Raw genomic sequence first — 20,878 nt, forward strand, 5'->3', positions numbered from 1 at the left:
GGCGAGGAATGGAATGATGGAAACCATGAACGACGAAACGCCCCGGCCCACCGACCAGACCGCGCCAGCCGACCAGACCGGTGCCGCAGCCGACCAGCCCGTAGAAGACCGCGTGAACAACCGATCCCAGAAGCCGACCTCGGATGCGTTCAAGCGGTTCATGGGCTCGAACTGGGCCCCCGCCGAGACCACGCCGGTCCTGCCGGATGCCTCGGCCCCGTTCGCCGCCCGGCGCCGCAAGGCCCTGTCCGAGCAATTCGAGGGCGAGCGGCTCGTCATCCCGGCCGGTGCGCTCAAGGTCCGCTCCAATGACACCGATTACCGGTTCCGCGCCCACTCCGCCTTCGCCCACCTGACCGGCTTGGGCGTGGACCATGAGCCGGAGGCCACCCTCGTCCTGGAACCGGTGGATCACGGCGCCGGTGACCACGGCGGACACCACGAGGCCACCCTGTACTTCCGCCCCATGGCCGGCCGAGACTCCGAGGAGTTCTACTCCAACGCCCGCACCGGTGAGTTCTGGATCGGCACCCGACCGACTCTCGGCGGGATGCAGGCCCGCACCGGCATCCGCACCGCCGACCTGTCGGAGCTGGAGGTCGCCGTCACCAAGAATGCCGGCGCCGTGGAGATCGGCGGCGTCCGCATCCGCCTGCTGCGCGGCTCCGACCTGGACGTCGAGGCCCTCGTGGACACCTCCCGCATCAACACCGGGGTGGACCTGGAGTTCTCGGACGGCCTGGACGCCCAGCTCACGGAGTTCCTCTCCGAGCTGCGCCTGCTCAAAGACGGCTGGGAGATCGAGGAGTTGCGCGGCTCCGTGGCGGCCACCATCGCCGGCTTCGAGGACATCGTCCGCGTCTTGCCCGCCGCCCGCGGCCATGAACGCGGCGAGAGGATCGTGGAGGGCGCGTTCTTCTCCCGTGCGCGCCTCGAGGGCAACGACCTGGGCTATGACACCATCGCGGCCTCCGGCAACAACGCCACCGTGCTGCACTGGATTCGCAACAACGGCGAGGTGCGCTCCGGGGATCTGATCCTCGTGGACGCCGGCGTGGAGGCGGATTCCCTCTACACGGCCGACATCACCCGCACCCTGCCGGTCGACGGCACGTTCTCGCCGATCCAGCGCACCATCTACCAGGCCGTCCTCGATGCCGCCGACGCCGCCTTCGCCGCGGTGAAGCCCGGTCTGAGGTTCCGGGACATCCACACCACCGCCATGCAGGTGCTGGCCGAGCGACTGCACGATTGGGGCCTGCTGCCGGTCTCCGTGGACGAGGCACTCTCACCCGAGGGCCAGCAGCACCGCCGGTGGATGCCGCACGGCACCAGCCACCACCTGGGCCTGGACGTACACGACTGCGCGCAGGCCAAGCGCGAGCTCTACCTGGACGCCGAGATCGTCCCGGGCATGGTCTTCACGATCGAGCCCGGCTTGTACTTCAAGAACGAGGACCTGGCGGTGCCGGAGGAGTACCGCGGCATCGGCGTGCGCATCGAGGACGACATCTACGTCACGGACGAGGGCGCCGAGAACCTCTCCGCCGCCCTGCCGCGCACGCCCGATGATGTGGAGGCATGGATGGCCCGGCTCCTCGGCTGACGGGCGGTCGGCTGACGGACCCGTCTGATGCGTCAGTCGCGCCGCTCGGACTCGTTCTGAGCGGTGTCTGGCTGATCGGCCTCGGGCTGGTCCACGGCCGCCCGGCGTCCATAGGCAGGCCGCTCGAAGGTGCCCGGCTCGCTGGAGCCGGGTTCCCCGGGGCCGGTCTCGCCCGGTGCTGCGGTCGTGTTCTGGTTCTGGTTCTGGTTCTGGTTCTGGTCCTGTTCCGCGGACCCGGTGCCCGACGCCGGCCGGTCACCGCCCGCTGTCGGTGCGGCCTCCCCGTCGACGGGACGGCTGGGATCGGAACGGCGGCCGGAGCCACCGGCACGGCCGTTGCGGCCCGACGTCTGCTGGCCCTGCTGATGCTGCTGGCCGTAGGACGGTGCCTCGAAGGACGCCGCGGCCTGGCCGCCCGGAGCGTTCTTGGCGGCGTTCTCGCTGAGGATGCGTTCCTGGACGGCCTTCGCCTCGTCCTCCGGCAGCCGCACCCCGTATTGGGGGCGGCCATCCGGCAGGTCCGGGAAGGTGCCGTTGCGGGAGGGCGCCTCGGTCTCCGGTGCCGACGGCGCCGGTGCGGTGTCCGCGGAGTGGACGGCCGGCGTCGGGCCCTGATTGGCCGTGGGCTCCTGAGCGGGAGTCTGGCTGGCCGTCTGGCTGGCCGGAGGCTGTGGGGCGCCTGACTGGTTGGCCGGAGGCTGGGGCGCGGCGGACTGGTTCGCCGGCGGGGCGGGGGTGTGCGCTGCGGGCGTCGGGGCTTGGCCCGGGCGGCCCAGCAGTTGCTTGGCCTGAGGTGCGGTCTCGAACTCGCAGACCACGTCGAAGTTGGACGGGACCAGCTGTTGGACCGAGTTCACGCCACGGCCCTTGCGCATCGCGTGCCCGATCACGCCGAAGAGCACCCAGATGGCCACACCGAGACCCACTGTGTACAGGATCTGGAGCCCGGATCCCGCAGGGTCGATCAAGGTCATCAGGATCCCGAGCATCGCACCGAAGAAGGCACCCTGGAGGGCCGAGCGCAGGGCCACGGACGGGTAGGTCAGGCGGTTGCGGATCCGCTCGACGGTGCGCAGGTCGGTGCCGACGACCGATACGGTGCGGACGTCGAACTCCTGCTCGGCCAGTCGGTCCACGACCTTCCGGGCCTCGGCGTAGGTGGGGAAGGACCCCAGCACCTCACCGCGGGGCAGGCCGCTGACCGAGGGGTCGGAGGACGTGGGACCGAAGAGCATGGACATGGGCTCCATTGTGCCGGTCGTGCCGGTGCAGGTCATCACGGCACCGGGGTTCTCCGCCACCGGCGTAAGGAGACGTCAGAAACAACGGCCGGACGGCAGGGACCATGGCCCGGCCCGGCCGACTAGGCTGGATGGGTGAATGCCCCGAAGATCTTCGTCGCCCGCCTGCTGGGCCTGGACGTGTTCGACCCCCTGGGCGACCGTCTGGGCCGCATGCGTGACGCCGTCGTCATGGAGCGCGGACCGGGTCAGCCGCCGGTCGCCGTCGGGCTCGTCATCGAGGTTCCGGGCAAGAAGCGCGTGTTCGTGCCGATGACCCGGGTCACCTCCATGGGCGCCGGGCAGATCATCACCACCGGCCTGATCAACCTGCGCCGTTTCGAGCGGCGGGGCGCCGAGCTGATGGTCGCGGCCGACCTCTTCGACCGCCGCGTCACCCTCGCCGACGGTTCCGGGCAGGCCGTGCTGGAGGATGTGGGCCTGGAACAGCAGCGCAACGGTGACTGGCTGGTCAGCGACCTCTATGTCCGGCGGCATGCCGGCCGCAGCGCCTTCGGCCGGGTCCGGGGCGAGCATCTGCTGGTGGGGTGGGGCGAGGCCCGCTGGGCTGCCCGCGAGGAACCCCAGGGAGCGTCCAGCTTCGTGGCCGCCCACGAGGACCTCAAGGCCGCGGACCTCGCCGATGTCCTGCATGAGATGACCACGAAGCGCCGTGTCGAGGTGGCCACCGAGCTGCAGGACGGGCGCCTGGCGGACGTGCTCCAGGAGCTCCCGGACGACGACCAGGTGGAGATCATCTCCAATCTGGACATCGAGCGCGCCGCCGACGTACTCGAGGAGATGGACCCGGACGACGCCGCCGATCTCCTCCACGAGCTCTCGGATTCCCAGCAGGAACTGCTGCTGGAGCTGATGGAGCCCGAGGACGCGGACGACGTCCGCCGCCTGATGGAGTACGAGGAGAACACCGCCGGGTCGGTCATGACGCCCGTGCCCGTCATCATGCCGCCCGAGGCCACGGTGGCCGAGGCCCTGGCGAACATCCGCCAGCAGGAGTTCACCCCGGCCATGGCCTCACTGGTGATCGTGGCCCGCCCACCCCTGGAGACCCCCACAGGCCGCTACCTCGGTGTGGTGCACTTCCAGCGCCTGCTGCGGTATCCCCCGCCCGAGCCGCTGGGGAACATCCTGGACAAGGACCTCGAGCCGGTCTCCGACCTCATGCCCCTGCCGGCCGTGACCCGTGAACTGGCCACCTACAACCTGACCTGCATCCCGGTGGTCAACGAGCACCACCGGGTGGTCGGTGCCGTCACCGTGGATGACGTGCTGGACCACCTGCTGCCCGACGACTGGCGCAGCATGGACGATCCCGAGGAGGTGTCCTGATGGCGGACAAGAACCCCGAGACCACCGGCCCGCGCCGGACCGGCCTCGATACTCCGCTGGGCGCGCGAGGACGCCGCTGGCCCCGGCTGAGCCCCAACCCGGACGCGTTCGGCGAGGCCACGGAGGGCTTCGCCCGATTCATGGGAACACCCCAGTTCCTGCTGTGGATGACCATCTTCTGCGCCGTCTGGCTCGGCTGGAACACCTTCGCCCCGGAGATGTGGCGCTTCGACTCCGCCGCCATCGGCTTCACGGCCCTGACCCTGGTGTTGTCCCTGCAGGCCTCCTACGCCGCGCCCCTGCTGCTGCTGGCGCAGAACCGTCAGGACGACCGGGACAAGGTGTCCCTGCGTGAGGACCGCACCCGTGCCGAACGCAACCTCGCGGACACCGAGTACCTGACCCGCGAGCTGGCCGGCCTGCGCATCGCGCTGCAGGACGTGGCCACCCGTGACTTCGTCCGCTCAGAGATGCGCGACGCCGTCGCCGAGATCACCGAGGAACTCAAGGACGAGGTGCGAGAGAAGATGCGTGCCGAGATCCTGGCCGAGATGGACCAGAATCCCGACGCCGGCCAGGCGCCGAAGCCGTCCGGCTCCAGCCCCCGGAAACACAAGAAGAAGAAGAACCGGCCCAGCCGCGAGGCCCGCGAACGCATCGAGGGCGACGAGGACGGCCCCCAGACCACCACGTTGGCCATCATGGCCGCCGAGGAGGCAGACCAGCCTGCCTCGGCTGACCACGCCGACTCGCAGGACAACCCCAAGGACACCCCCTCCGTATGACCGACACCCCCGGCGCCCCCGGCACCTTCGACACAACGGGCACCTTCGACACCCCCGAATTGACCACGGACCTGGAACGGGCCGCGTGGGTCCGGCTCGGCTCGGTCCTGGACCCGGAGATCCGGCGCCCCGTCACCGAGCTGGGCATGGTTGCCTCGATCACCGAGTCAACCGAGTCACCCACCGGCGCAACCAGCACCGGCACCGGCACCGGCACCGGCCATCTCACCATCGGCATCCGCCTGACCATCGCCGGCTGCCCCCTCCGGGACACCATCACCCAGGACGTGGAGCGGGCCCTGGAGGGGCTGGACGGATGCACGGGCGTCGAGGTCGTCATGGCCGTCATGACCGCCGAGCAGCGGGCCTCGCTCAAGGAGCTGCTGACCGCGGGCCGCCCGAAGAACCAGTTCGAGAAGGGCTCGCTGGCCCGGGTCTACGCGGTCGCCTCCGGCAAGGGCGGCGTCGGCAAGTCCACCGTCACGGCGAACCTCGCCACCGCCCTGGCGGACCGCGGACTGTCCGTCGGGTTGGTGGACGCTGACATCCACGGCTTCTCCATCCCGGGCCTGCTCGGCACCACGGCCAAGCCGACCCGGGTGGACGAGATGATCCTGCCTCCGGTGGCCCAGGGCGTGAAGGTCATCTCAATCGGCATGTTCCTCGACGCCGACCGACCGGTCGCCTGGCGCGGACCCATGCTGCACCGAGCCCTCGAGCAGTTCGTCACGGACGTCTACTGGGGCGACCTCGACGTCCTCCTGGTCGACCTGCCGCCGGGCACCGGGGACATCGCGATCTCTGCCGCCCAGCTGCTGCCGACCTCCGAGCTGCTCATCGTCACCACGCCGCAACAGGCGGCGGCACAGGTCGCGGCCCGGGCGGGTGAGCTCGCGGAACAGACGGGCCAACAGGTCGCCGGTGTCATCGAGAACATGGCGGCCATGACGCTGCCGGACGGCACCGTCCTGGACCTCTTCGGCTCCGGCGGTGGCCAGACCGTCGCGGACCGGCTCACCGGGTCCCTCGATCATCCGGTGCCGCTGTTGGGGTCGGTCCCGCTGGACCCCCTGCTGCGCGAGGACGGCGACGGCGGCACCCCGGTGGTCCTGGAACATCCGGACTCCGCGGCGGGTACGGAGCTGCGGCGCATCGCGGGTTCCCTGGCCGTGCGACCGCGTGGTCTCTCCGGCCTGAAGCTGCCGGTCACACCGCGGGACTGATCGAGCCTCCTGCGCGTCCCGGCAGGGTCTCCCGCGCGTCCCGGTGACGTGGCGTCGGCCTACGTGGCGTCGACGTCGAAGGGCGCCGGATCGCGCGGAACAGCCGGCACAACGCCGGCCCCGTCCGGCTGACCGGCTGCGACTGCTGCATCTGCCGCGTCTGCTGCGTCAGCATCAGCATCGACACTGCCCGTGCCACCCACTCGTCCGGCGGAGTGGGGCGTCGAACGGCTGGAGGTCTTGCCGAAGAACAGGGCTCGGGGATCCATGTCCTTGAGGTCCTCGCGCAGCTCATCGCGCTGAGATCGCACGGTGTCGAGTTCACCCCGGAATCCGCTCCGTCCGCTCCGTCCCACCGCGTGGGATCCACCGGACGGGCCGGAGGCGCCGGCCGCGCCTGAACCTGCGGCATCCCCGTCCACGGGGTCGGCGAGGGCGTCCTTGATGATGCGGCGTGGGTCGTACTGACGGGGGTCGTACTTCTTCCAGTCGATCTCGTCGAAGTCGGTGCCCGTCTCTTCCCTGAACTGGGTCTTGGCGCCCTCGGCCATGCGCCGCAGGTTGCGGATCCATTCGGTGAGTTTCCGGGCGTACTCGGGGAGCTTCTCCGGTCCGAGGATGAGCACGGCCAGCAGGGCCAGGATGATCAGCTCAGCGCCGTTGATACCGAAGGTCACAAGTCCTCAGCCTACCCGAGCGGCAGGACGTCACCGGAGGTGGTCAGACGGCCCGTCCTGTGCTCGTGCGTCATCTGCCCGTGCTGAACGCTGCAGCGGTCATCGGGCGTCATCCTCGTGCTCGTCCATCCAGGGCAGGAGTCGCTCGAATCCTCGGGCCAGGCGTTCCGCAGGCCGTTCTTCGGGTGCCTCCCCCGCTTGGACACGGGACCGCTCCGAGATGACCACCAAGCTCATCACGCGCTCGGCCCGGTCCACCGGCAGGTCTGAATCTACGGTGTAGGAGGCGTTCGCGGTCTGCGCTGTGGCCGTCCACGTGCCGTCGCCCAGATCGAGGACGGACATCTCCACGCCGACGGGCAGTCTGCGGGTCTCGCCGGACGCGGCCACGGTGGCTGCCCAGGCGGCGGCGCGGGCGTCCCCGTTCGCCAGCGGACAGCCGGGGATCCCGGCGTCCTCGGCCAGCGAGCGGCACTCATGCAGTACCAGTGAGGCCTCCTCACCCTGGAGAGACATCACCACCTCGGCGGTCTCCTCCTCCACGGTCCAGCCGGTGGATTCGTGGCGCAGTCCCAGTCCGTTCAGCGAGGGGACGTTCCACCCCAGTCGCCGCAGGTCGGTGACCATCTCCGGGGTCAACGCCATGGTCCCGTCCAGGGCGACTCCGGCGGAGACCCTGCCCTCGGCCGGATGGACGGATCCCGACGGGGACGGGATGGAGGGGGCCAGCGCCGGGCCGCCGATGCCGGCCGGCGAGAGCACCGCGGGTCCGCTCGGGTCGTCGGTGGCGCCCGAGCCGGGGACGCCGGTCTCGGAGTCCGCGGCACCGGCGGTCCCAGCGTTCTGCGACCCGGACGGCGCAGGTGATGCGCCGGCGTCGGGATCCGCCGTGGATGAGTTCACGGAGGCGGACGGCAGAAGGAGGTTCTCCCCGGTCTCCGGGCCGGCGACGGCCTCCGGATCACCGGCGATCCAGGCGGTGGACAGCACCGCCACGGCCGCCAGCCCGATGGCTCCCAGCCCCATGACCACCTTCCAGCCGGCCACGCCCTGGCCTTCTTTCAGCACGGGCGGCACGGCGGAACCGGACCCGGTGGGGGGCTCTCCGGTGTGGGACGGCCAGGGGTAGGGTGACGGCGGCCCCGCCCACGGCGATACCGGAGAGGCCGCAGGGGACGGGTACGACGGTGGGGACGGGTACGACGGGTTCGTCGAGGAAGCAGTGGGCGGGGACGACAGGGAGGAGGCGGCCTGCAGGATGCGTTCGCGCTGCTCCACCTCGTGACGGCATGCGGCACACTGCTCGAGATGGAGTGAGATCCGCTCACGGGCAGCCGGGGAGAGGCCATCCTCCACATAGGAGTCGAATCGTGCCCGGGGATGGAAGACCGCCATCAGCGCGGGCCCTTCCCTCCGGAGGTGTGTGCGGGGAGCGGCACGAAGGGGGTGGTGCAGTTGGGAATGATCACCGCAGTCGACTCCTTTCCGTACCCATCCAGTTTGGCCCCTTTTGCTGTGAGGAGCCTGAGCATGGGAGCGTGTCGCTGGAATCGCCGTAGACTGGATTGCCGGTCGGCACCCCCCCGGCTCCCCGCCGCACGAGAGAATCGAGCACGTCCCATGAAGGCCCTGAGCCCCCACCAGACGGACAAGCATGCCAGCTGGGCATTCGCGGAGTCCCGTCCGGCCGAGGACGACGTGCTCCTGCGGGCCCGGGAGCGGTCCTCCGACCTGGGGATCGTGCCGGTCACCGAGGGCACCGCCGCCCTGTTGACCGTCTTGGCCGCCACCCGCTCCCCCGCGACCCTGGTGGAGATCGGAACCGGTGCCGGCATCTCCGGCATCGCCCTGATGCGCGGCCTCACCAGGGACGCCATGCTGACCACCATCGACCCCGATGCCGAGGCCCTGCGCGCGGCCCGCGAGGGGTTCGCCGAAGGTGGGTTCCCCGCCAACCGCACCCGCATGATCACGGGCCGGGCCCGTACCGTGGTCCCGCGGCTCAACAGCAAGGCCTACGACCTGGTGTTCCTCGATGCGGACAAGGCCTCGCTGGTCTTCCACGTGGAGCAGGCCGCCCGGCTGTTGCGTCCCGGGGGTCTGCTGATCGTCAACGACGCCCTCGACGAGGATCGGGTCCCCAAGCCCGCCGTCCGCGAGGCGTCGACCGTGGCCGCCCGGGAGGCCGGCAAGCTGTTGCGGGACGAGGAGACCTGGCATTCCGCGCTGGTCCCCACCGGGTCCGGCGTGCTGTTGGCCGTGCGCCGCTGACAGGCCTCGGCCATCCCCGCCCGGGCTCCGTCCAGACAGGAGAAAGCCCCCGGATCCACCGCCTTCGAGCCGTGGATCCGGGGGCTTCCTGGTGCCGGACGGGCGACGCCGGCCAGGGAAGTCAGGCGTCCGTGACGCCGACGAGGCACTCCTTGAGCGCGTTCGCCTCGTCCTTGTTGAGTTCGAGCACCAGGCGGCCGCCGCCGTCGATCGGCACGCGCATGATCAGGCTCCGGCCCTCCTTGGTCACTTCCATGGGACCATCCCCGGTACGAGGCTTCATGGCTGCCATCTGTGTTCCCTTCTCGATGCGGTCCCCGTCGTCACAGCGAGGCCGCAAGACTGTACGTGCGGCCGTCAGGGCTAAAGGCATCCCCTGGCGGCCCGCGGAGCGCTTGACACCCCTATTATTCCGGATTCGGCGCGGTGCCGCTAATCACACGACGTCATCTGCACTTTCGCCGGGCATTCTCCCTGCCAGATGACGGAGCCTTGCGATCTCCGCATCCCGCTCGGCGAGGGCCCCGGACAGCGTCTCGAGCGCCTCGTCGACCTGGTCCATGCGGTATCCGCGCAGCCCCGGCGAGAATCGCAGCGCGGCCACGTCACCCGCCTCAGGGGCCGGGGGCAACAGGACCGGTGGCAGGGCGCGCACGGGCTCGGACAGCGGCGCCGCGAACCCCGTCCTTCCTGTGACGGCCAGGGCGAGAAGCCCCACCACCACGACGGCGGCCACCAGGACCAGCACCACGAACACGTTCACTGGGGATCACCCACCGCAAACCCGTGGTCCGCCGTGAGCCGCTGATGGTCCGGGTCCCAGTCCTCCCGGTCGGGCCAACGCCCGCCGGCCACCGTGTTGAGCACCAGGTCCACGGCCTCCTCCGGGGAGTCGGCCAGCTGGAGCAGGCTCACGTCGGCCGGATTGACCATGCCGCGCTCGACCAGGCTGTTCCTGATCCAGTCCACCAACGGGCCCCAGAAGTCCCGCCCGAGCAACACCACCGGAAAAGCGGTGACCTTGCCGGTCTGGACCAGGGTGAGGGCCTCGAACAGCTCGTCCAGGGTGCCCAGCCCACCGGGGACCACCACGAATCCCTGGGAGTACTTCAGGAACATCACCTTGCGCACGAAGAAGTAGCGGAAGTCGACGCCTAGGTCGACCCAGTCGTTCATGCCCTGCTCATGGGGCAGCTCGATACCCAGGCCGACCGAGAGTCCGCCGGCCTCCTTGGCGCCGCGGTTGGCCGCCTCCATGGCCCCAGGCCCGCCTCCGGTGACCACGCTGAAACCGGCCTCGGCGAGCCGGCGCCCCACCTCTCGGGCCTGCTCGTACTCGGCCGCGCCCGGTCCGGTGCGCGCGGACCCGAACACGGAGATGGCCGGCCCGAGGTCCGCCAGGGCACCGAAGCCCTCGACGAACTCGCCTTGGATGCGCAGCACCCGCCACGCGTCCGTGGTGGTGGACTGCCGTTCCGATGAACGGGGGTCGTCGGAACGGAGCAGCAATTGATCGAAGGTCGGACCGGCGGCAGCAGCACCGCGCAGAGTTTGAGGGCCGCGCCGGATTCGCGGAGCGGAGGCGTCCGCATCGCCGTGATGTGACATGAGCCCAGCCTATCGCCGCACCGGGACCCACGAGCCCGGGCCGAATCGCGCAAGAAGTGTTTCAGAACGGCAACGATTGGGTTAAAAGCGCCCTGACGACCACCTTGTGATGATCTGGCCCGACCTTGTCCTATAGTCTCTCCCCTATGACGCAGAGCACACCGGCCCCGACGGATCCCCCCGCAGCCGACTCCACCGCGAAGCGAGCCCTCGTTGAACTGGACAATGTCAACAAGCACTTCGGTTCGTTCCAGGCCCTGAAGGACATCAACCTGACCATCCCCGAGGGGCAGGTGGCGATCGTCGTCGGCCCCTCCGGCTCCGGCAAGTCAACGCTCTGCCGCACCATCAACCGCCTCGAGACCATCGATGAGGGCGGCACCATCCGCATTGACGGAAAGCCGCTCCCCGCGGAGGGCAAGGGACTCGCCCAGCTGCGGGCCGACGTCGGGATGGTCTTCCAGTCCTTCAACCTCTTCGCCCACAAGTCGATCGTCGAGAACGTGACGCTGGGACCGATCAAGGTCAAGGGCCTCAAGAAGTCCCAAGCGCAGGAGGAGGCCATGGCCCTGCTGGAACGCGTGGGGGTGGCCCAACAGGCCAAGAAGATGCCCGCCCAGCTCTCCGGCGGACAGCAGCAGCGGGTGGCCATCGCCCGTGCGCTGGCCATGCGACCCAAGGTGATGCTCTTCGACGAACCCACGTCCGCCCTGGACCCCGAGATGGTCCAGGAGGTCCTGGACGTCATGGTCCAGCTGGCGCACGAGGGGATGACCATGGTCGTGGTCACGCATGAGATGGGCTTCGCCCGCAAGGCCGGTGACCGCGTGATCTTCATGGACCAGGGCGCCATCCTCGAGGACACCGAGCCCGAGTCATTCTTCACCCATCCGCAACATCCCCGGGCCAAGGACTTCCTCGGGAAGATCCTCACCCACTGACCCCGTCCCTGACACCGCACCCACACCGCACCCAACCGCTCATCACTCGAGCACCGCTCCTGGAGGAACAATGCGCAAGAAGCTCCTTTCCACCGCCGCCATCGCCGCGTCGGCCGCCCTCGTCCTGTCTGCCTGCTCCCCGTCCTCCACCGAGGAGGGCGGCGAGTCCGGCGGCAGTGAGACCGCAGCCGGCGGCGAGACCGTCCGCATCGGCATCAAGTTCGACCAGCCGGGCCTCGGCTTCCGCGAGGGCAACAGCGATCCCACCGGGTTCGACGTGGACGTGGCCAAGTACGTGGCCGGCGAGCTCGGCTACACCGAGGACCAGATCGAGTGGGTCCAGACCCCCTCTGCCAACCGTGAGAACGCCCTCGAGGGCGGCGAGGTCGACATGATCTTCGCCACGTACTCCATCACGGACGAGCGTGCTCAGCGCGTCGGCTTCGCCGGACCGTACTTCGTGGCCGGTCAGGACCTGCTGGTCCGCGCCGACGACTCTGAGATCACCGGCCCGGAGGATCTCGAGGGCAAGAACCTGTGCTCCGTCACCGGTTCCACCTCCGCCCAGAAGATCAAGGATGAGTTCGCCTCCGGGGTGAACCTGGTCGAGCAGGGCGGCTACGCCGAGTGCGTGACCTACCTCGAGTCCGGCCAGGTGGACGCCGTCACCACGGACGACATCATCCTGGCCGGTCTGGCCGCGACCCCGGAGAACTCGGGCAAGTTCACGGTTGTCGGCAACCCCTTCACCGTCGAGCGCTACGGCGTCGGCATCCCGAAGGGCGACGAGCAGTGCCAGGCCATCAACGACGCCATCACCAAGATGAAGGACGAGGGCGCCTGGGAAAAGGCCCTGACCGCCAACACCGAGGGCACCGGGTACACCCCTGACGATGAGCTGAACTCCGGCCCCGAGGCTGAGATGGAATCCTGCGAGGCCTGAGCCGACCAGCACCGTAGGACGGCGGCGGGCCGGGCAACCTCCCGGCCCGCCGCCGTCGTCCTCCGGCCACCTCCACCGGCCACGGCCCCGGCGCACCCCCAGCCGCCGGCCACTGACACAGGAAGCTCATGAACGGATTCCTCGAACTCTTCGCCGACTATGACATCTTCGGCGCCTTCTGGATGAACATCCGGCTGACCCTCTTGGCGGCCGTCGGCTCCTTCGTCCTCGGCACGGTCCTCGCCATCTTCAGGATCTCCCCCGTCGGGTCCCTCCGGGGCATCGGCACGGCCTACGTCAACACCATCCGCAACACGCCGCTGACCATCATCATGGTGCTCGGCGTCCTGGCCGTGTGGGGCCAGCTGAAGATCGAGTTCTTCCAGGATTTCGACCTGAACTTCTTCACCTACGCCGTGATCGCCCTGTCCCTCTACCACGCGTCCTTCGTATGCGAGGCGATCCGCTCGGGCGTCAACACCGTGCCCCTCGGACAGGCGGAGGCAGCGCGCGCGATCGGGCTCAGCTTCCTGCCGGCGGCCCGTCTGGTGGTCCTCCCCCAGGCATTGCGCGGTGCCGTGACCCCGCTGGGCAACACGTTGATCGCGCTGACGAAGAACACGACGGTGGCCGCGGCGGCCTCCGTGGCCGAGGCCTCGGGGCTGATGAAGTCCATGATCGAGTTCAACCCGGACCTGATGATCTACATCTTCCTCACCATCGCGATCGGATTCTGCATCATCGTCATCCCCATGGGCATCCTGACCACCTGGCTCTCTGACAAACTGGCGGTGGCCCGATGAGCGCACAGACCTCCGTTCTCTTCGACGCCCCGGGCCCCAAGGCCCGGCGCAACATCCTGATCTCCAACGCGATCGCCCTCGCCGTGGTCCTGGTCGTGGTCATCCTCGTGCTGATGCAGCTGGACCGTCAGGACCAGCTGGCGCCGGACAAGTGGGTCAACGCCCTGAACGGCAACGCCTGGGCCAACTACTACCTGCCCGGCCTGCAGTTCACCCTGCAGTCCTCCGGCATCGCGGTGGTCACGGCCCTGGTCTTCGGACTGGTCTTCGGCTTCCTGCGGTTGGCCCCGTTCGCCATCATCCGCGGGATCTCCGGCGTCATCGTGGAGTTCTTCCGCGCCGTGCCGGTGCTGGTGATGATGTTCTTCCTGTACTTCTTCTTCTCCCGCGTGGTGGCTCCCACGGGGCTGATCGCCTCCGCTGATGCGGCGTACTACGGCGTCATCGTGGGCCTGACGGTCTACAACGGGGCCGTCATCGCCGAACTCGTCCGGTCCGGCGTGAAGTCCCTGCCCAAGGGGCAGCGGGAAGCCGCGGCGGCGGTCGGCATGACCGGCAACCAGTCCCTGCGTCTGGTGGAGGTTCCGCAGGCGCTGACCGCCATGCTGCCGTCCCTGCTCAGTCAGTTCGTGGTCATCCTCAAGGACTCCGCCCTGGGCTACCTGATCGGCTTCTACGAACTGCTGCAGTATTCACGCCAGCTGGGCTCCGGCTATTCGAACATCCTGCAGACGCTCGTGGTGGCGGCGCTGATCTTCATCGTCATTAACTTCATCCTCACCTGGCTGGCGACGAAGCTGGCCGGCACCCTGTCCTCCCGCACCGGTGGCGACACGGCCCCGGCCACCTCCACCACCATGGTCTCCACCATCGAGGTCGCCAAGTAGGTCCGGAGTAGGTCAGGACGACGCGGATGCCGGGCCGACGTCCGGCACCAGCCACCGGCGCAGGGCGGCCAGGCAGTCACGGATGGCACCGGCGGTGACATGCTCGTCGTCCGTGTGGGCCAGCAGGGCGTCCCCGGGGCCGAAGTTCACCGCGGGCACCCCGAGCTCGGAGAACCGGGCGACGTCCGTCCAGCCATACTTCGGCATCGGTGTTCCCCCCACGGCTGCGACGAAGGCGGCGGCGGCCGGACGGTCCAATCCGGGCCGGGCCGAGGGCGACTCGTCGACGATCTCCACCCGGTCACGTCCGATGCCGGCCTCGGCCAGCACCGCGTACACGTGCGCATGGGCCTGCTCGAGGTCCTTGTCCGGGGCGAACCGGTAATTGACCTCCACGGTGCAGGCGTCCGGAATGACGTTTCCGGCGGTCCCCCCGTGGATCCGGACCGCGTTCAGGCCCTCACGGTAGTCGAGTCCCTCGACCGTGATGGTGGCGGGACGATAGGCGGCCAGCGCCGCCAGCAGGGGCCCGGCCGCGTGGATGGCGTTCTCGCCCTTCCAGGCCCGCCCGGAGTGGGCCGCCACCCCCGGCACCGTGACCACGTAGCGATTGGTCCCGTTGCAGCCGCCCTCCACCACACCGTCGGTGGGCTCCAGCAGCACGGCGAAGTCGGCCTGAACCAGCTCCGGTGCCTCGCGGGCCACCCGAGCCAGCCCCGAGTGTTCGGAACCGACTTCCTCATGGTCGTAGAACACCCAGGTGACATCGTGCGCGGGGAGGGGGCCGGCGTCGCGCCCGATCCATCCGGCCAGCGCCAGCTGGACGGCCACCCCGGACTTCATGTCCGTGGCACCACGGCCGTAGAGCACGTCCGCGTCCGCCGGACTGGCACCGGGCGTCTCGGGTCCGGACGTCACAGTCCCGACGCCGGCCGGCGACTCCCAGCTGGAGGGCACCGTCCCGCGTGCGCCGGGGGTGGTGGGCAGCGGCACCGTGTCCAGGTGCCCGGCCAGCACGACGCGGGTTGGCAGCCCGAAGTCGGTGCGCGCCACGACGCTGTCCCCGATGCGGTGGATCTCCAACCGCGGCAGGGAGCGCAAGGCGGCCTCGACGGCGTCGGCGAGCGGGGTCTCGTGGTCCGAGACCGAGGGGATGTCCAGCAGTGCGGCCGTCAACGTCGCCACGTCCGAGTCGAGGGGTGGCAGGACGGGGACGGGATGGCCGGAGACGGGCCCGGCGTGGCTGGTGCTTTCCATGCCCGTCAGTCTAAGTCCGGGCCAGTAGGATATTTCCCATGACCTCCACCCCCACCCAGCCGGGTTCCAGCCTGTCCGCCGACCGTTCCGACCACGCCGATGCCGCTCGTCCAGGCGGCGTGCGCACGGCCTCAGGCGTCGGGCTGGCCACGGTGGCGGACGACGGCACCGTGCTCGACGTCTGGTATCCCGCCCCGGTGCTCGGCACTGACGGCGGAGGACTGGAGGCCGAGCTGGCAGCGGTGGCGGTGACCGACGCAGACCGTGGCACCAGCCAGCAGGTCCACACCGTGCAGATCGATCTCGACGCGGCCCCCGCAGACGCCATGGACGCCTGGTTGCGCCTCCATCTGCTGTCCCACCGGCTGGTCCGGCCGAACACCATCAACCTGGACGGCGTCTTCGGAGTGCTGGCCAACGTGGTGTGGACGAACTTCGGCCCCTGCCTGCCGGCCGGATTCGAGACCACGCGGCTCCGGCTGCGCGCCCGCGGTCCCGTGCAGGTCTACGGCGTCGACAAGTTCCCCCGCATGACCGATTACGTGGTGCCCACCGGCGTGCGCATCGGCGACGCCGACCGGGTCCGACTCGGGGCCCACCTGGCCGAGGGCACGACCGTGATGCATGAGGGCTTCGTGAACTTCAACGCCGGCACGTTCGGCGCCTCCATGGTGGAGGGCCGGATCTCGGCCGGCGTCGTGGTGGGTGACGGCTCCGACGTGGGCGGCGGCGCCTCCATCATGGGCACCCTCTCGGGCGGAGGGTCCCAGCGGATCACCATCGGCGAGCGGGTGCTGCTGGGGGCCAACTCCGGCGTGGGCATCTCCGTGGGCGACGACTCCGTGGTCGAGGCGGGGCTCTACATCACGGCCGGCACCCGGGTGTCCGTACGCATGGACTCCCGTGACGGGTCCACCGGTAAGGCTGGCGGGGAGGCAGGTGGAGAAGCCGTTCGGGAGACCACCGTCAAGGCCCTCGACCTCTCGGGTGTCCCCCACCTGCTGTTCCGCCGCGATTCCTCCACCGGTCAGGTCCAGGCCCTGCCCCGCGCCGGCCAGACCGTGGCACTCAATGACGCCCTGCACGCCAACTGACCCCGAGTAGCCCGACCATGCCGAACGCCGCCGCATCACGACCCCTGAGGCCGTCCGGCCTGGAACGCGCGCGAGGGGTGCAGCGCCGATGAGCAAACGTTCCCGGCGACGCTGGCGCGCGCTGGTGGTCCTCGTGCTCTGCCTGGCCGTGGTGACCGCCGGCGCGTGGGCGGCCTCCCGGTTCATCGACTCCTCGGAGATCCTGGTCCGGGAACACTGCACGGCGATCGTCGGACCCGACTCCTTCAAGCTCGCGCCAGACCAGGCAGCCAACGCCGCCCTGATCTCCGCGGTGTCCCTGGACCGCGGCCTGCCGGCCCGGGCCGCCTCGATCGGCATCGCCACGGGCTTCCAGGAGTCGAAGCTGCGCAACATCGACTACGGGGACGAGGCGGGCCCCGATTCCCGGGGTCTGTTCCAGCAGCGGCCGTCCCAGGGCTGGGGCTCCGAGGAACAGGTCATGGATCCGGTCTACGCGGCGAACCGCTTCTACCAGGAGCTGGAGGAGCTGGTGCCGGACTTCGAGGACCTCGACATCACGGTGGCCGCCCAGAAGGTCCAGCGCTCGGCGTTCCCCGATGCCTACGCCGACCACGAGCCCGAGGGGCGGGCCTATGCCTCGGCGCTGACCGGGCACTCCCCCGCGGCCCTGAACTGTGTGCTGAAGTCGCCGGCCGAGCCCGGCGACGCTGCGGCCATGTCCGCCGCCCTGCAGGACCAGTTGTCCTCGGCGCGGCCCCAGGTGTCTGACGACGGCCGCACGGCCACCATCCCGGCGTCCGGGACGCGGGGCTGGGCTCTCGTGCAGTGGGCCGTGGCCAACGCCGACCAGTTCGGCATCACCTCTGCCTCGTTCGGCGGACAGGGCTGGGTCCGGGCGGATCACGGCTGGGCCCCGGCCACGGGCACCGACGGCGCGGTGACCTTGACCTTCGCGGATTGAACCGCGGCCTCCCGTCAGCCCGCAGGCCGCCGTCCGCTCAGCGGTTGGGGTAGTCCCGCAGCTCGTAGCCGGTGTAGACCTGGCGCGGGCGGCCGATCTTGGTGGCCGGGTCCTCGATGAGCTCACGCCACTGGGCGATCCAGCCGGGCAGGCGGCCGAGCGCGAACAGCGGGGTGAACATCTTCTCCGGGAAGCCCATGGCCTTGTAGATCAGGCCGGTGTAGAAGTCGACGTTCGGGTAGAGGCGGCGCTCGATGAAGTAGTCGTCCGCGAGGGCCTTCTCCTCGAGGCGCATGGCAATGTCCAGCAGCTCATCGTTGCCGCCGAGCTTGCCGAGGATGTCATGCGCAGTCTGCTTGACGATCTTCGCGCGCGGATCGTAGTTCTTGTAGACGCGGTGCCCGAAGCCCATGAGCTTCACCCCGTCCTCCTTGTTCTTGACCTTCTCCATGAAGTCCTCGGGCTTGACGCCGTCCGACTTGATGGAGCGCAGCATGTTCAGCACGGCCTCGTTGGCGCCGCCGTGCAGCGGGCCGTAGAGCGCGTTGATGCCGGCCGAGATGGAGGCGAACATGTTGGCATGTGAGGAGCCGACCAGGCGCACCGTGGAGGTGGAGCAGTTCTGCTCGTGGTCCGCGTGCAGGATGAGCAGCAGGTCCAGGGCCTTGACCATGTCCGGGTCCAGCTCGTACGGCTCGGCGGGAACACCGAAGCTCTGGCGCAGGAAGTTCTCCACCAGGTTCAGGGAGTTGTCCGGATAGAGCATCGGCTGGCCGATGGACTTCTTGAAGGCGTAGGACGCGATCACCGGCAGCTTGGCCATCAGGCGGATGGTGGAGATGTGGACCTGCTCCTCATCGAACGGGTCCAGGGAGTCCGCGTAGAAGGTCGACAGGGCGGATACGGCCGAGGACAGCACCGGCATGGGGTGCGCGTCCCGCGGGAAGCCGTTGAAGAAGCCCTTGAGGTCCTCGTGCAGCATGGTGTGGCGGCGGATGTTCTGGTCCCACTCGCCCAGCTGGTCGCCGGTCGGCAGCTCGCCGTAGATCAACAGGTAGGCGACCTCGAGGAAGGAGGAGTGCTCGGCCAGCTGATCGATCGGATAGCCGCGGTAGCGCAGCACGCCCTCGTCACCGTCGATGTAGGTGATGGCCGACTTGGCGTTGGCCGTGTTCATGAAGCCGGGGTCGTACGTGACCTGACCGGTGTCCTTCAGCAGCGGTCCGATGTTCAGACCGTCGTTGCCGATGGTGGCCTTCTCGCGGCCCAGCTCGACGATCGTGCCGTCAACGGACAGCTGAGCTGAAGTGTTTTCGGTCATGGGTGCTCCCTCATGAGTTGTTCAGTATGCGAACCACCGGACACCGTCCTCCTGGGAGGGCGACCATGTGCAATGGGGGTGGTCCAATCCACGTCAACGCTATCAAGACGGGGGCCCAGACAAGGAATCGGTGACGATGAAGGCCACTGTTGATGTCCGCCGGAGGGGCCAGCCGCCGAGTCCACAGGTCAGCGCCAGGAGCGCAGCCGTTCAGCCGCCCGCGCCACCGCCTCGTCGGTGGCGGTCAGCGCCACTCGCACGTAGCCGTTGCCGGCCGAGCCGTAGAAGGTGCCGGGGCCGACCAGGATGCCCAGCTCGGCGAGCTCGCCGACCAGGTCCCAGCTGTCCTGCTCGGTGGGGGCCGCCGCCCCGGCGTCGGCGGCGGTGTGGAGGCCGGCGTCGGGGGCGTTCTCCGCGTCCACGGTTCGCAGGCCTTCACGCGTCCGCCGGCCGTCCCGCGTCCACAGGTACAGGCCTGCCTCGGAGTGGTCCACCACGAGGCCGGCGGCCTCCAGCGCGTCCTTGAGCAGGATGCGGCGGGCCCGGTACCGGTCCTTCTGCTCCTGCACGTGCGCATCGTCCCCGAGGGCGGCCGTCATGGCAGCCTGGACCGGCATCGGCACGATCATCCCGGCGTGCTTGCGGCTGTTGATCAGGGTGGACACCAGCTCGGCGTCACCGGCGGCGAAAGCGGCACGGTAGCCGGCCAGGTTGGACTGCTTGGACAGCGAGTACACGCTGAGCAGGTTCGTGTGGTCCCCATCGGACACCTCGGGAGAGAGGATGCAGGGCACCTTGGCGGCGCCCCCGTCCCTCTGATCCCGCTGGTCTCCGCTGGCCGAACTGCCCTCGTTGCCCGCGCTGTCATCGTCGTCCCAATTGCCCCAGCCGAGCTCGGCGTAGCATTCGTCGCCAGCCACCACGGCACCCACCTCGCGGGCCTGCGCGACAACGGCCCGCAGCTCCTCGACCGAGGCCACCTTCCCGGTGGGGTTCCCCGGGGAGTTGGTCCAGACCAGCCTGACCCGGGCGCGGGTGGCCGCATCCAGTTCATCGAGCGAGTCCGCGGCCACGGCGGTGGCGCCCACGAGCAGGGCACCGATGTCATAGGTGGGGTAGGCCACGGTGGGCCGGACCACCACGTCGCCGGGACCCAGGCCCAGCAGGAGCGGCAGCCAGGCGATGAATTCCTTCGAGCCCACGGTCGGGATGACGGCCTGCGGTTCCAGCCCGGGAACCCCCCGACGCCGGGCGAACCAGGCGACGACGGCCTCGCGCAACTCAACCGTGCCCTGCGTGGTCGGATAGCCGTGCGCGTTGGCGGCCGCCGCGAGGGCGTCCTGGATGAGCGCGGGCGTGTTGTCCACGGGCGTGCCGATGGACAGGTCGGCGATCCCACCGGGGTGGGCCGCGGCGGTGGCGCGGTAGGGCGCCAGGGATTCCCAGGGGTATTCGGGCAGCGTCAGCACGGGTCTGCTCAGGATCGGTTCTTCAGGCCGGGGCCGTCAGAGACCTTCGGGCATCGGCTGCGGCGGCAGGGCGGTGATCAGCTCATGGTCCTTGGGGATCAGGCCCATCTTCGCGGCGCCGCCCGGTGAGCCGAGGTCGTCGAAGAACTCGACGTTGGCCTTGTAGTAGTCCGCCCACTCGTCCGGGGTGTCATCCTCGTAGTAGATGGCCTCGACCGGGCACACGGGCTCGCAGGCGCCGCAGTCCACACACTCGTCGGGGTGGATGTACAACATCCGCTCACCTTCGTAGATGCAGTCGACCGGGCACTCTTCGATGCAGGCCTTGTCCTTGACATCCACACACGGCAGGGCAATGACGTACGTCACGTGGAACCGTCCACCTTCCAGGGGGTCGGAATGGGGTCCGGACATCACCGG

The 20,878-nt window shown here is 69.5% G+C and carries 21 protein-coding genes; 11 read left to right on the forward strand and 10 right to left on the reverse strand.

The genetic code is table 11. The features are described 5' to 3' along the window. Positions 1–25: 25 nt before the first annotated feature. Positions 26–1,606, forward strand: a complete 1,581-nt coding sequence (locus IEX49_RS07985; protein WP_229672419.1) for an aminopeptidase P family protein — start codon at positions 26–28, stop codon at positions 1,604–1,606. Positions 1,607–1,638: 32 nt separating this feature from the next. On the opposite strand, the gene IEX49_RS07990 is transcribed toward IEX49_RS07985, so the two are convergent. After that, the gene (locus tag IEX49_RS07990; protein WP_188805644.1) at positions 1,639–2,847 is read right to left on the reverse strand and encodes a general stress protein; all 1,209 of its coding nucleotides are present in this window, start codon (positions 2,845–2,847) and stop codon (positions 1,639–1,641) included. 135 nt (positions 2,848–2,982) lie between these two features. Between IEX49_RS07990 and IEX49_RS07995 the strand changes: the two genes are divergently transcribed. From IEX49_RS07995 to IEX49_RS08005, 3 genes are read left to right on the forward strand one after another with little or no spacing between them, the layout of a single operon-like run. After that, on the forward strand, positions 2,983–4,236 hold the full coding sequence (locus IEX49_RS07995; RefSeq protein ID WP_188805645.1) for a magnesium transporter MgtE N-terminal domain-containing protein: 1,254 nt from the start codon (positions 2,983–2,985) through the stop codon (positions 4,234–4,236). Beyond that, on the forward strand, positions 4,236–5,021 hold the full coding sequence (locus IEX49_RS08000; protein WP_188805646.1) for a DUF1003 domain-containing protein: 786 nt from the start codon (positions 4,236–4,238) through the stop codon (positions 5,019–5,021). Before IEX49_RS07995 ends, IEX49_RS08000 begins: the two co-directional genes overlap by 1 nt. Then, on the forward strand, positions 5,018–6,244 hold the full coding sequence (locus IEX49_RS08005) for an Mrp/NBP35 family ATP-binding protein (RefSeq protein ID WP_188805647.1): 1,227 nt from the start codon (positions 5,018–5,020) through the stop codon (positions 6,242–6,244). The genes IEX49_RS08000 and IEX49_RS08005 overlap by 4 nt, the downstream gene beginning before the upstream one ends. A 59-nt stretch (positions 6,245–6,303) precedes the next feature. Here IEX49_RS08005 and IEX49_RS08010 read toward each other — a convergent pair whose 3' ends face one another. Both IEX49_RS08010 and IEX49_RS08015 read right to left on the reverse strand, forming a co-directional pair. Then, positions 6,304–6,921, reverse strand: a complete 618-nt coding sequence (locus IEX49_RS08010) for a twin-arginine translocase TatA/TatE family subunit (RefSeq protein ID WP_188805648.1) — start codon at positions 6,919–6,921, stop codon at positions 6,304–6,306. 99 nt (positions 6,922–7,020) lie between these two features. Further along, a complete protein-coding gene (locus tag IEX49_RS08015; protein WP_188805649.1) occupies positions 7,021–8,316 on the reverse strand; it encodes a zf-HC2 domain-containing protein in 1,296 nt (431 codons plus the stop codon). A gap of 225 nt (positions 8,317–8,541) precedes the next feature. Here IEX49_RS08015 and IEX49_RS08020 point away from each other — a divergent pair, with 225 nt between their 5' ends. Continuing rightward, positions 8,542–9,192, forward strand: coding sequence for an O-methyltransferase (locus IEX49_RS08020; protein WP_188805650.1), 651 nt, complete (start codon positions 8,542–8,544; stop codon positions 9,190–9,192). A 121-nt stretch (positions 9,193–9,313) separates the two neighbouring features. Here IEX49_RS08020 and IEX49_RS08025 read toward each other — a convergent pair whose 3' ends face one another. From IEX49_RS08025 to IEX49_RS08035, 3 genes are all read right to left on the reverse strand, one after another. After that, positions 9,314–9,484 (reverse strand): DUF3117 domain-containing protein, encoded by a 171-nt coding sequence (locus IEX49_RS08025; RefSeq protein WP_159551692.1) that lies wholly within the window; start codon positions 9,482–9,484, stop codon positions 9,314–9,316. A 144-nt stretch (positions 9,485–9,628) separates the two neighbouring features. Then, positions 9,629–9,955 carry a DivIVA domain-containing protein gene (locus IEX49_RS08030; RefSeq protein ID WP_188805651.1) on the reverse strand — a complete coding sequence of 109 codons (327 nt, stop codon included), beginning with the start codon at positions 9,953–9,955 and terminating at the stop codon, positions 9,629–9,631. Further along, a complete protein-coding gene (locus tag IEX49_RS08035; protein ID WP_188805652.1) occupies positions 9,952–10,800 on the reverse strand; it encodes an LOG family protein in 849 nt (282 codons plus the stop codon). The genes IEX49_RS08030 and IEX49_RS08035 overlap by 4 nt, the downstream gene beginning before the upstream one ends. 146 nt (positions 10,801–10,946) lie before the next feature. Between IEX49_RS08035 and IEX49_RS08040 the strand changes: the two genes are divergently transcribed. The 4 genes from IEX49_RS08040 to IEX49_RS08055 all read left to right on the forward strand — a co-directional run bounded on the left by IEX49_RS08040 (position 10,947) and on the right by IEX49_RS08055 (position 14,374). Continuing rightward, the gene (locus tag IEX49_RS08040) at positions 10,947–11,741 is read left to right on the forward strand and encodes an amino acid ABC transporter ATP-binding protein (protein ID WP_188805653.1); all 795 of its coding nucleotides are present in this window, start codon (positions 10,947–10,949) and stop codon (positions 11,739–11,741) included. A gap of 70 nt (positions 11,742–11,811) precedes the next feature. Continuing rightward, positions 11,812–12,684: a glutamate ABC transporter substrate-binding protein gene (locus tag IEX49_RS08045; protein WP_188805654.1), complete on the forward strand. Its 873-nt coding sequence runs from the start codon at positions 11,812–11,814 to the stop codon at positions 12,682–12,684. Positions 12,685–12,812: 128 nt separating this feature from the next. Then, positions 12,813–13,487: an amino acid ABC transporter permease gene (locus tag IEX49_RS08050; protein ID WP_188805655.1), complete on the forward strand. Its 675-nt coding sequence runs from the start codon at positions 12,813–12,815 to the stop codon at positions 13,485–13,487. Then, complete coding sequence (locus IEX49_RS08055) at positions 13,484–14,374, forward strand: amino acid ABC transporter permease (RefSeq protein WP_188805656.1); 891 nt, start codon at positions 13,484–13,486, stop codon at positions 14,372–14,374. Before IEX49_RS08050 ends, IEX49_RS08055 begins: the two co-directional genes overlap by 4 nt. A 12-nt stretch (positions 14,375–14,386) precedes the next feature. On the opposite strand, the gene dapE is transcribed toward IEX49_RS08055, so the two are convergent. After that, the gene (dapE, locus tag IEX49_RS08060) at positions 14,387–15,631 is read right to left on the reverse strand and encodes a succinyl-diaminopimelate desuccinylase (protein ID WP_188805657.1); all 1,245 of its coding nucleotides are present in this window, start codon (positions 15,629–15,631) and stop codon (positions 14,387–14,389) included. Positions 15,632–15,669: 38 nt separating this feature from the next. Between dapE and dapD the strand changes: the two genes are divergently transcribed. Together dapD and IEX49_RS08070 are read left to right on the forward strand one after the other, a co-directional pair. Continuing rightward, the gene (dapD, locus tag IEX49_RS08065) at positions 15,670–16,725 is read left to right on the forward strand and encodes a 2,3,4,5-tetrahydropyridine-2,6-dicarboxylate N-succinyltransferase (protein WP_188805658.1); all 1,056 of its coding nucleotides are present in this window, start codon (positions 15,670–15,672) and stop codon (positions 16,723–16,725) included. Between the two features lie 88 nt (positions 16,726–16,813). After that, positions 16,814–17,668, forward strand: a complete 855-nt coding sequence (locus IEX49_RS08070; protein WP_188805659.1) for a hypothetical protein — start codon at positions 16,814–16,816, stop codon at positions 17,666–17,668. Between the two features lie 37 nt (positions 17,669–17,705). Here the strand turns inward: IEX49_RS08070 and IEX49_RS08075 are convergent, their stop codons facing one another. The 3 genes from IEX49_RS08075 to fdxA all read right to left on the reverse strand — a co-directional run bounded on the left by IEX49_RS08075 (position 17,706) and on the right by fdxA (position 20,827). Beyond that, positions 17,706–18,989 (reverse strand): citrate synthase, encoded by a 1,284-nt coding sequence (locus IEX49_RS08075; RefSeq protein WP_188805660.1) that lies wholly within the window; start codon positions 18,987–18,989, stop codon positions 17,706–17,708. Positions 18,990–19,177: 188 nt separating this feature from the next. Beyond that, positions 19,178–20,458 carry a succinyldiaminopimelate transaminase gene (dapC, locus tag IEX49_RS08080; protein WP_188805661.1) on the reverse strand — a complete coding sequence of 427 codons (1,281 nt, stop codon included), beginning with the start codon at positions 20,456–20,458 and terminating at the stop codon, positions 19,178–19,180. A gap of 36 nt (positions 20,459–20,494) precedes the next feature. Further along, on the reverse strand, positions 20,495–20,827 hold the full coding sequence (gene fdxA / locus IEX49_RS08085) for a ferredoxin (RefSeq protein WP_159551716.1): 333 nt from the start codon (positions 20,825–20,827) through the stop codon (positions 20,495–20,497). Positions 20,828–20,878 lie beyond the last annotated feature (51 nt).

Source organism: Citricoccus zhacaiensis, from assembly GCF_014645315.1.
Taxonomy (GTDB): domain Bacteria; phylum Actinomycetota; class Actinomycetes; order Actinomycetales; family Micrococcaceae; genus Citricoccus; species Citricoccus zhacaiensis.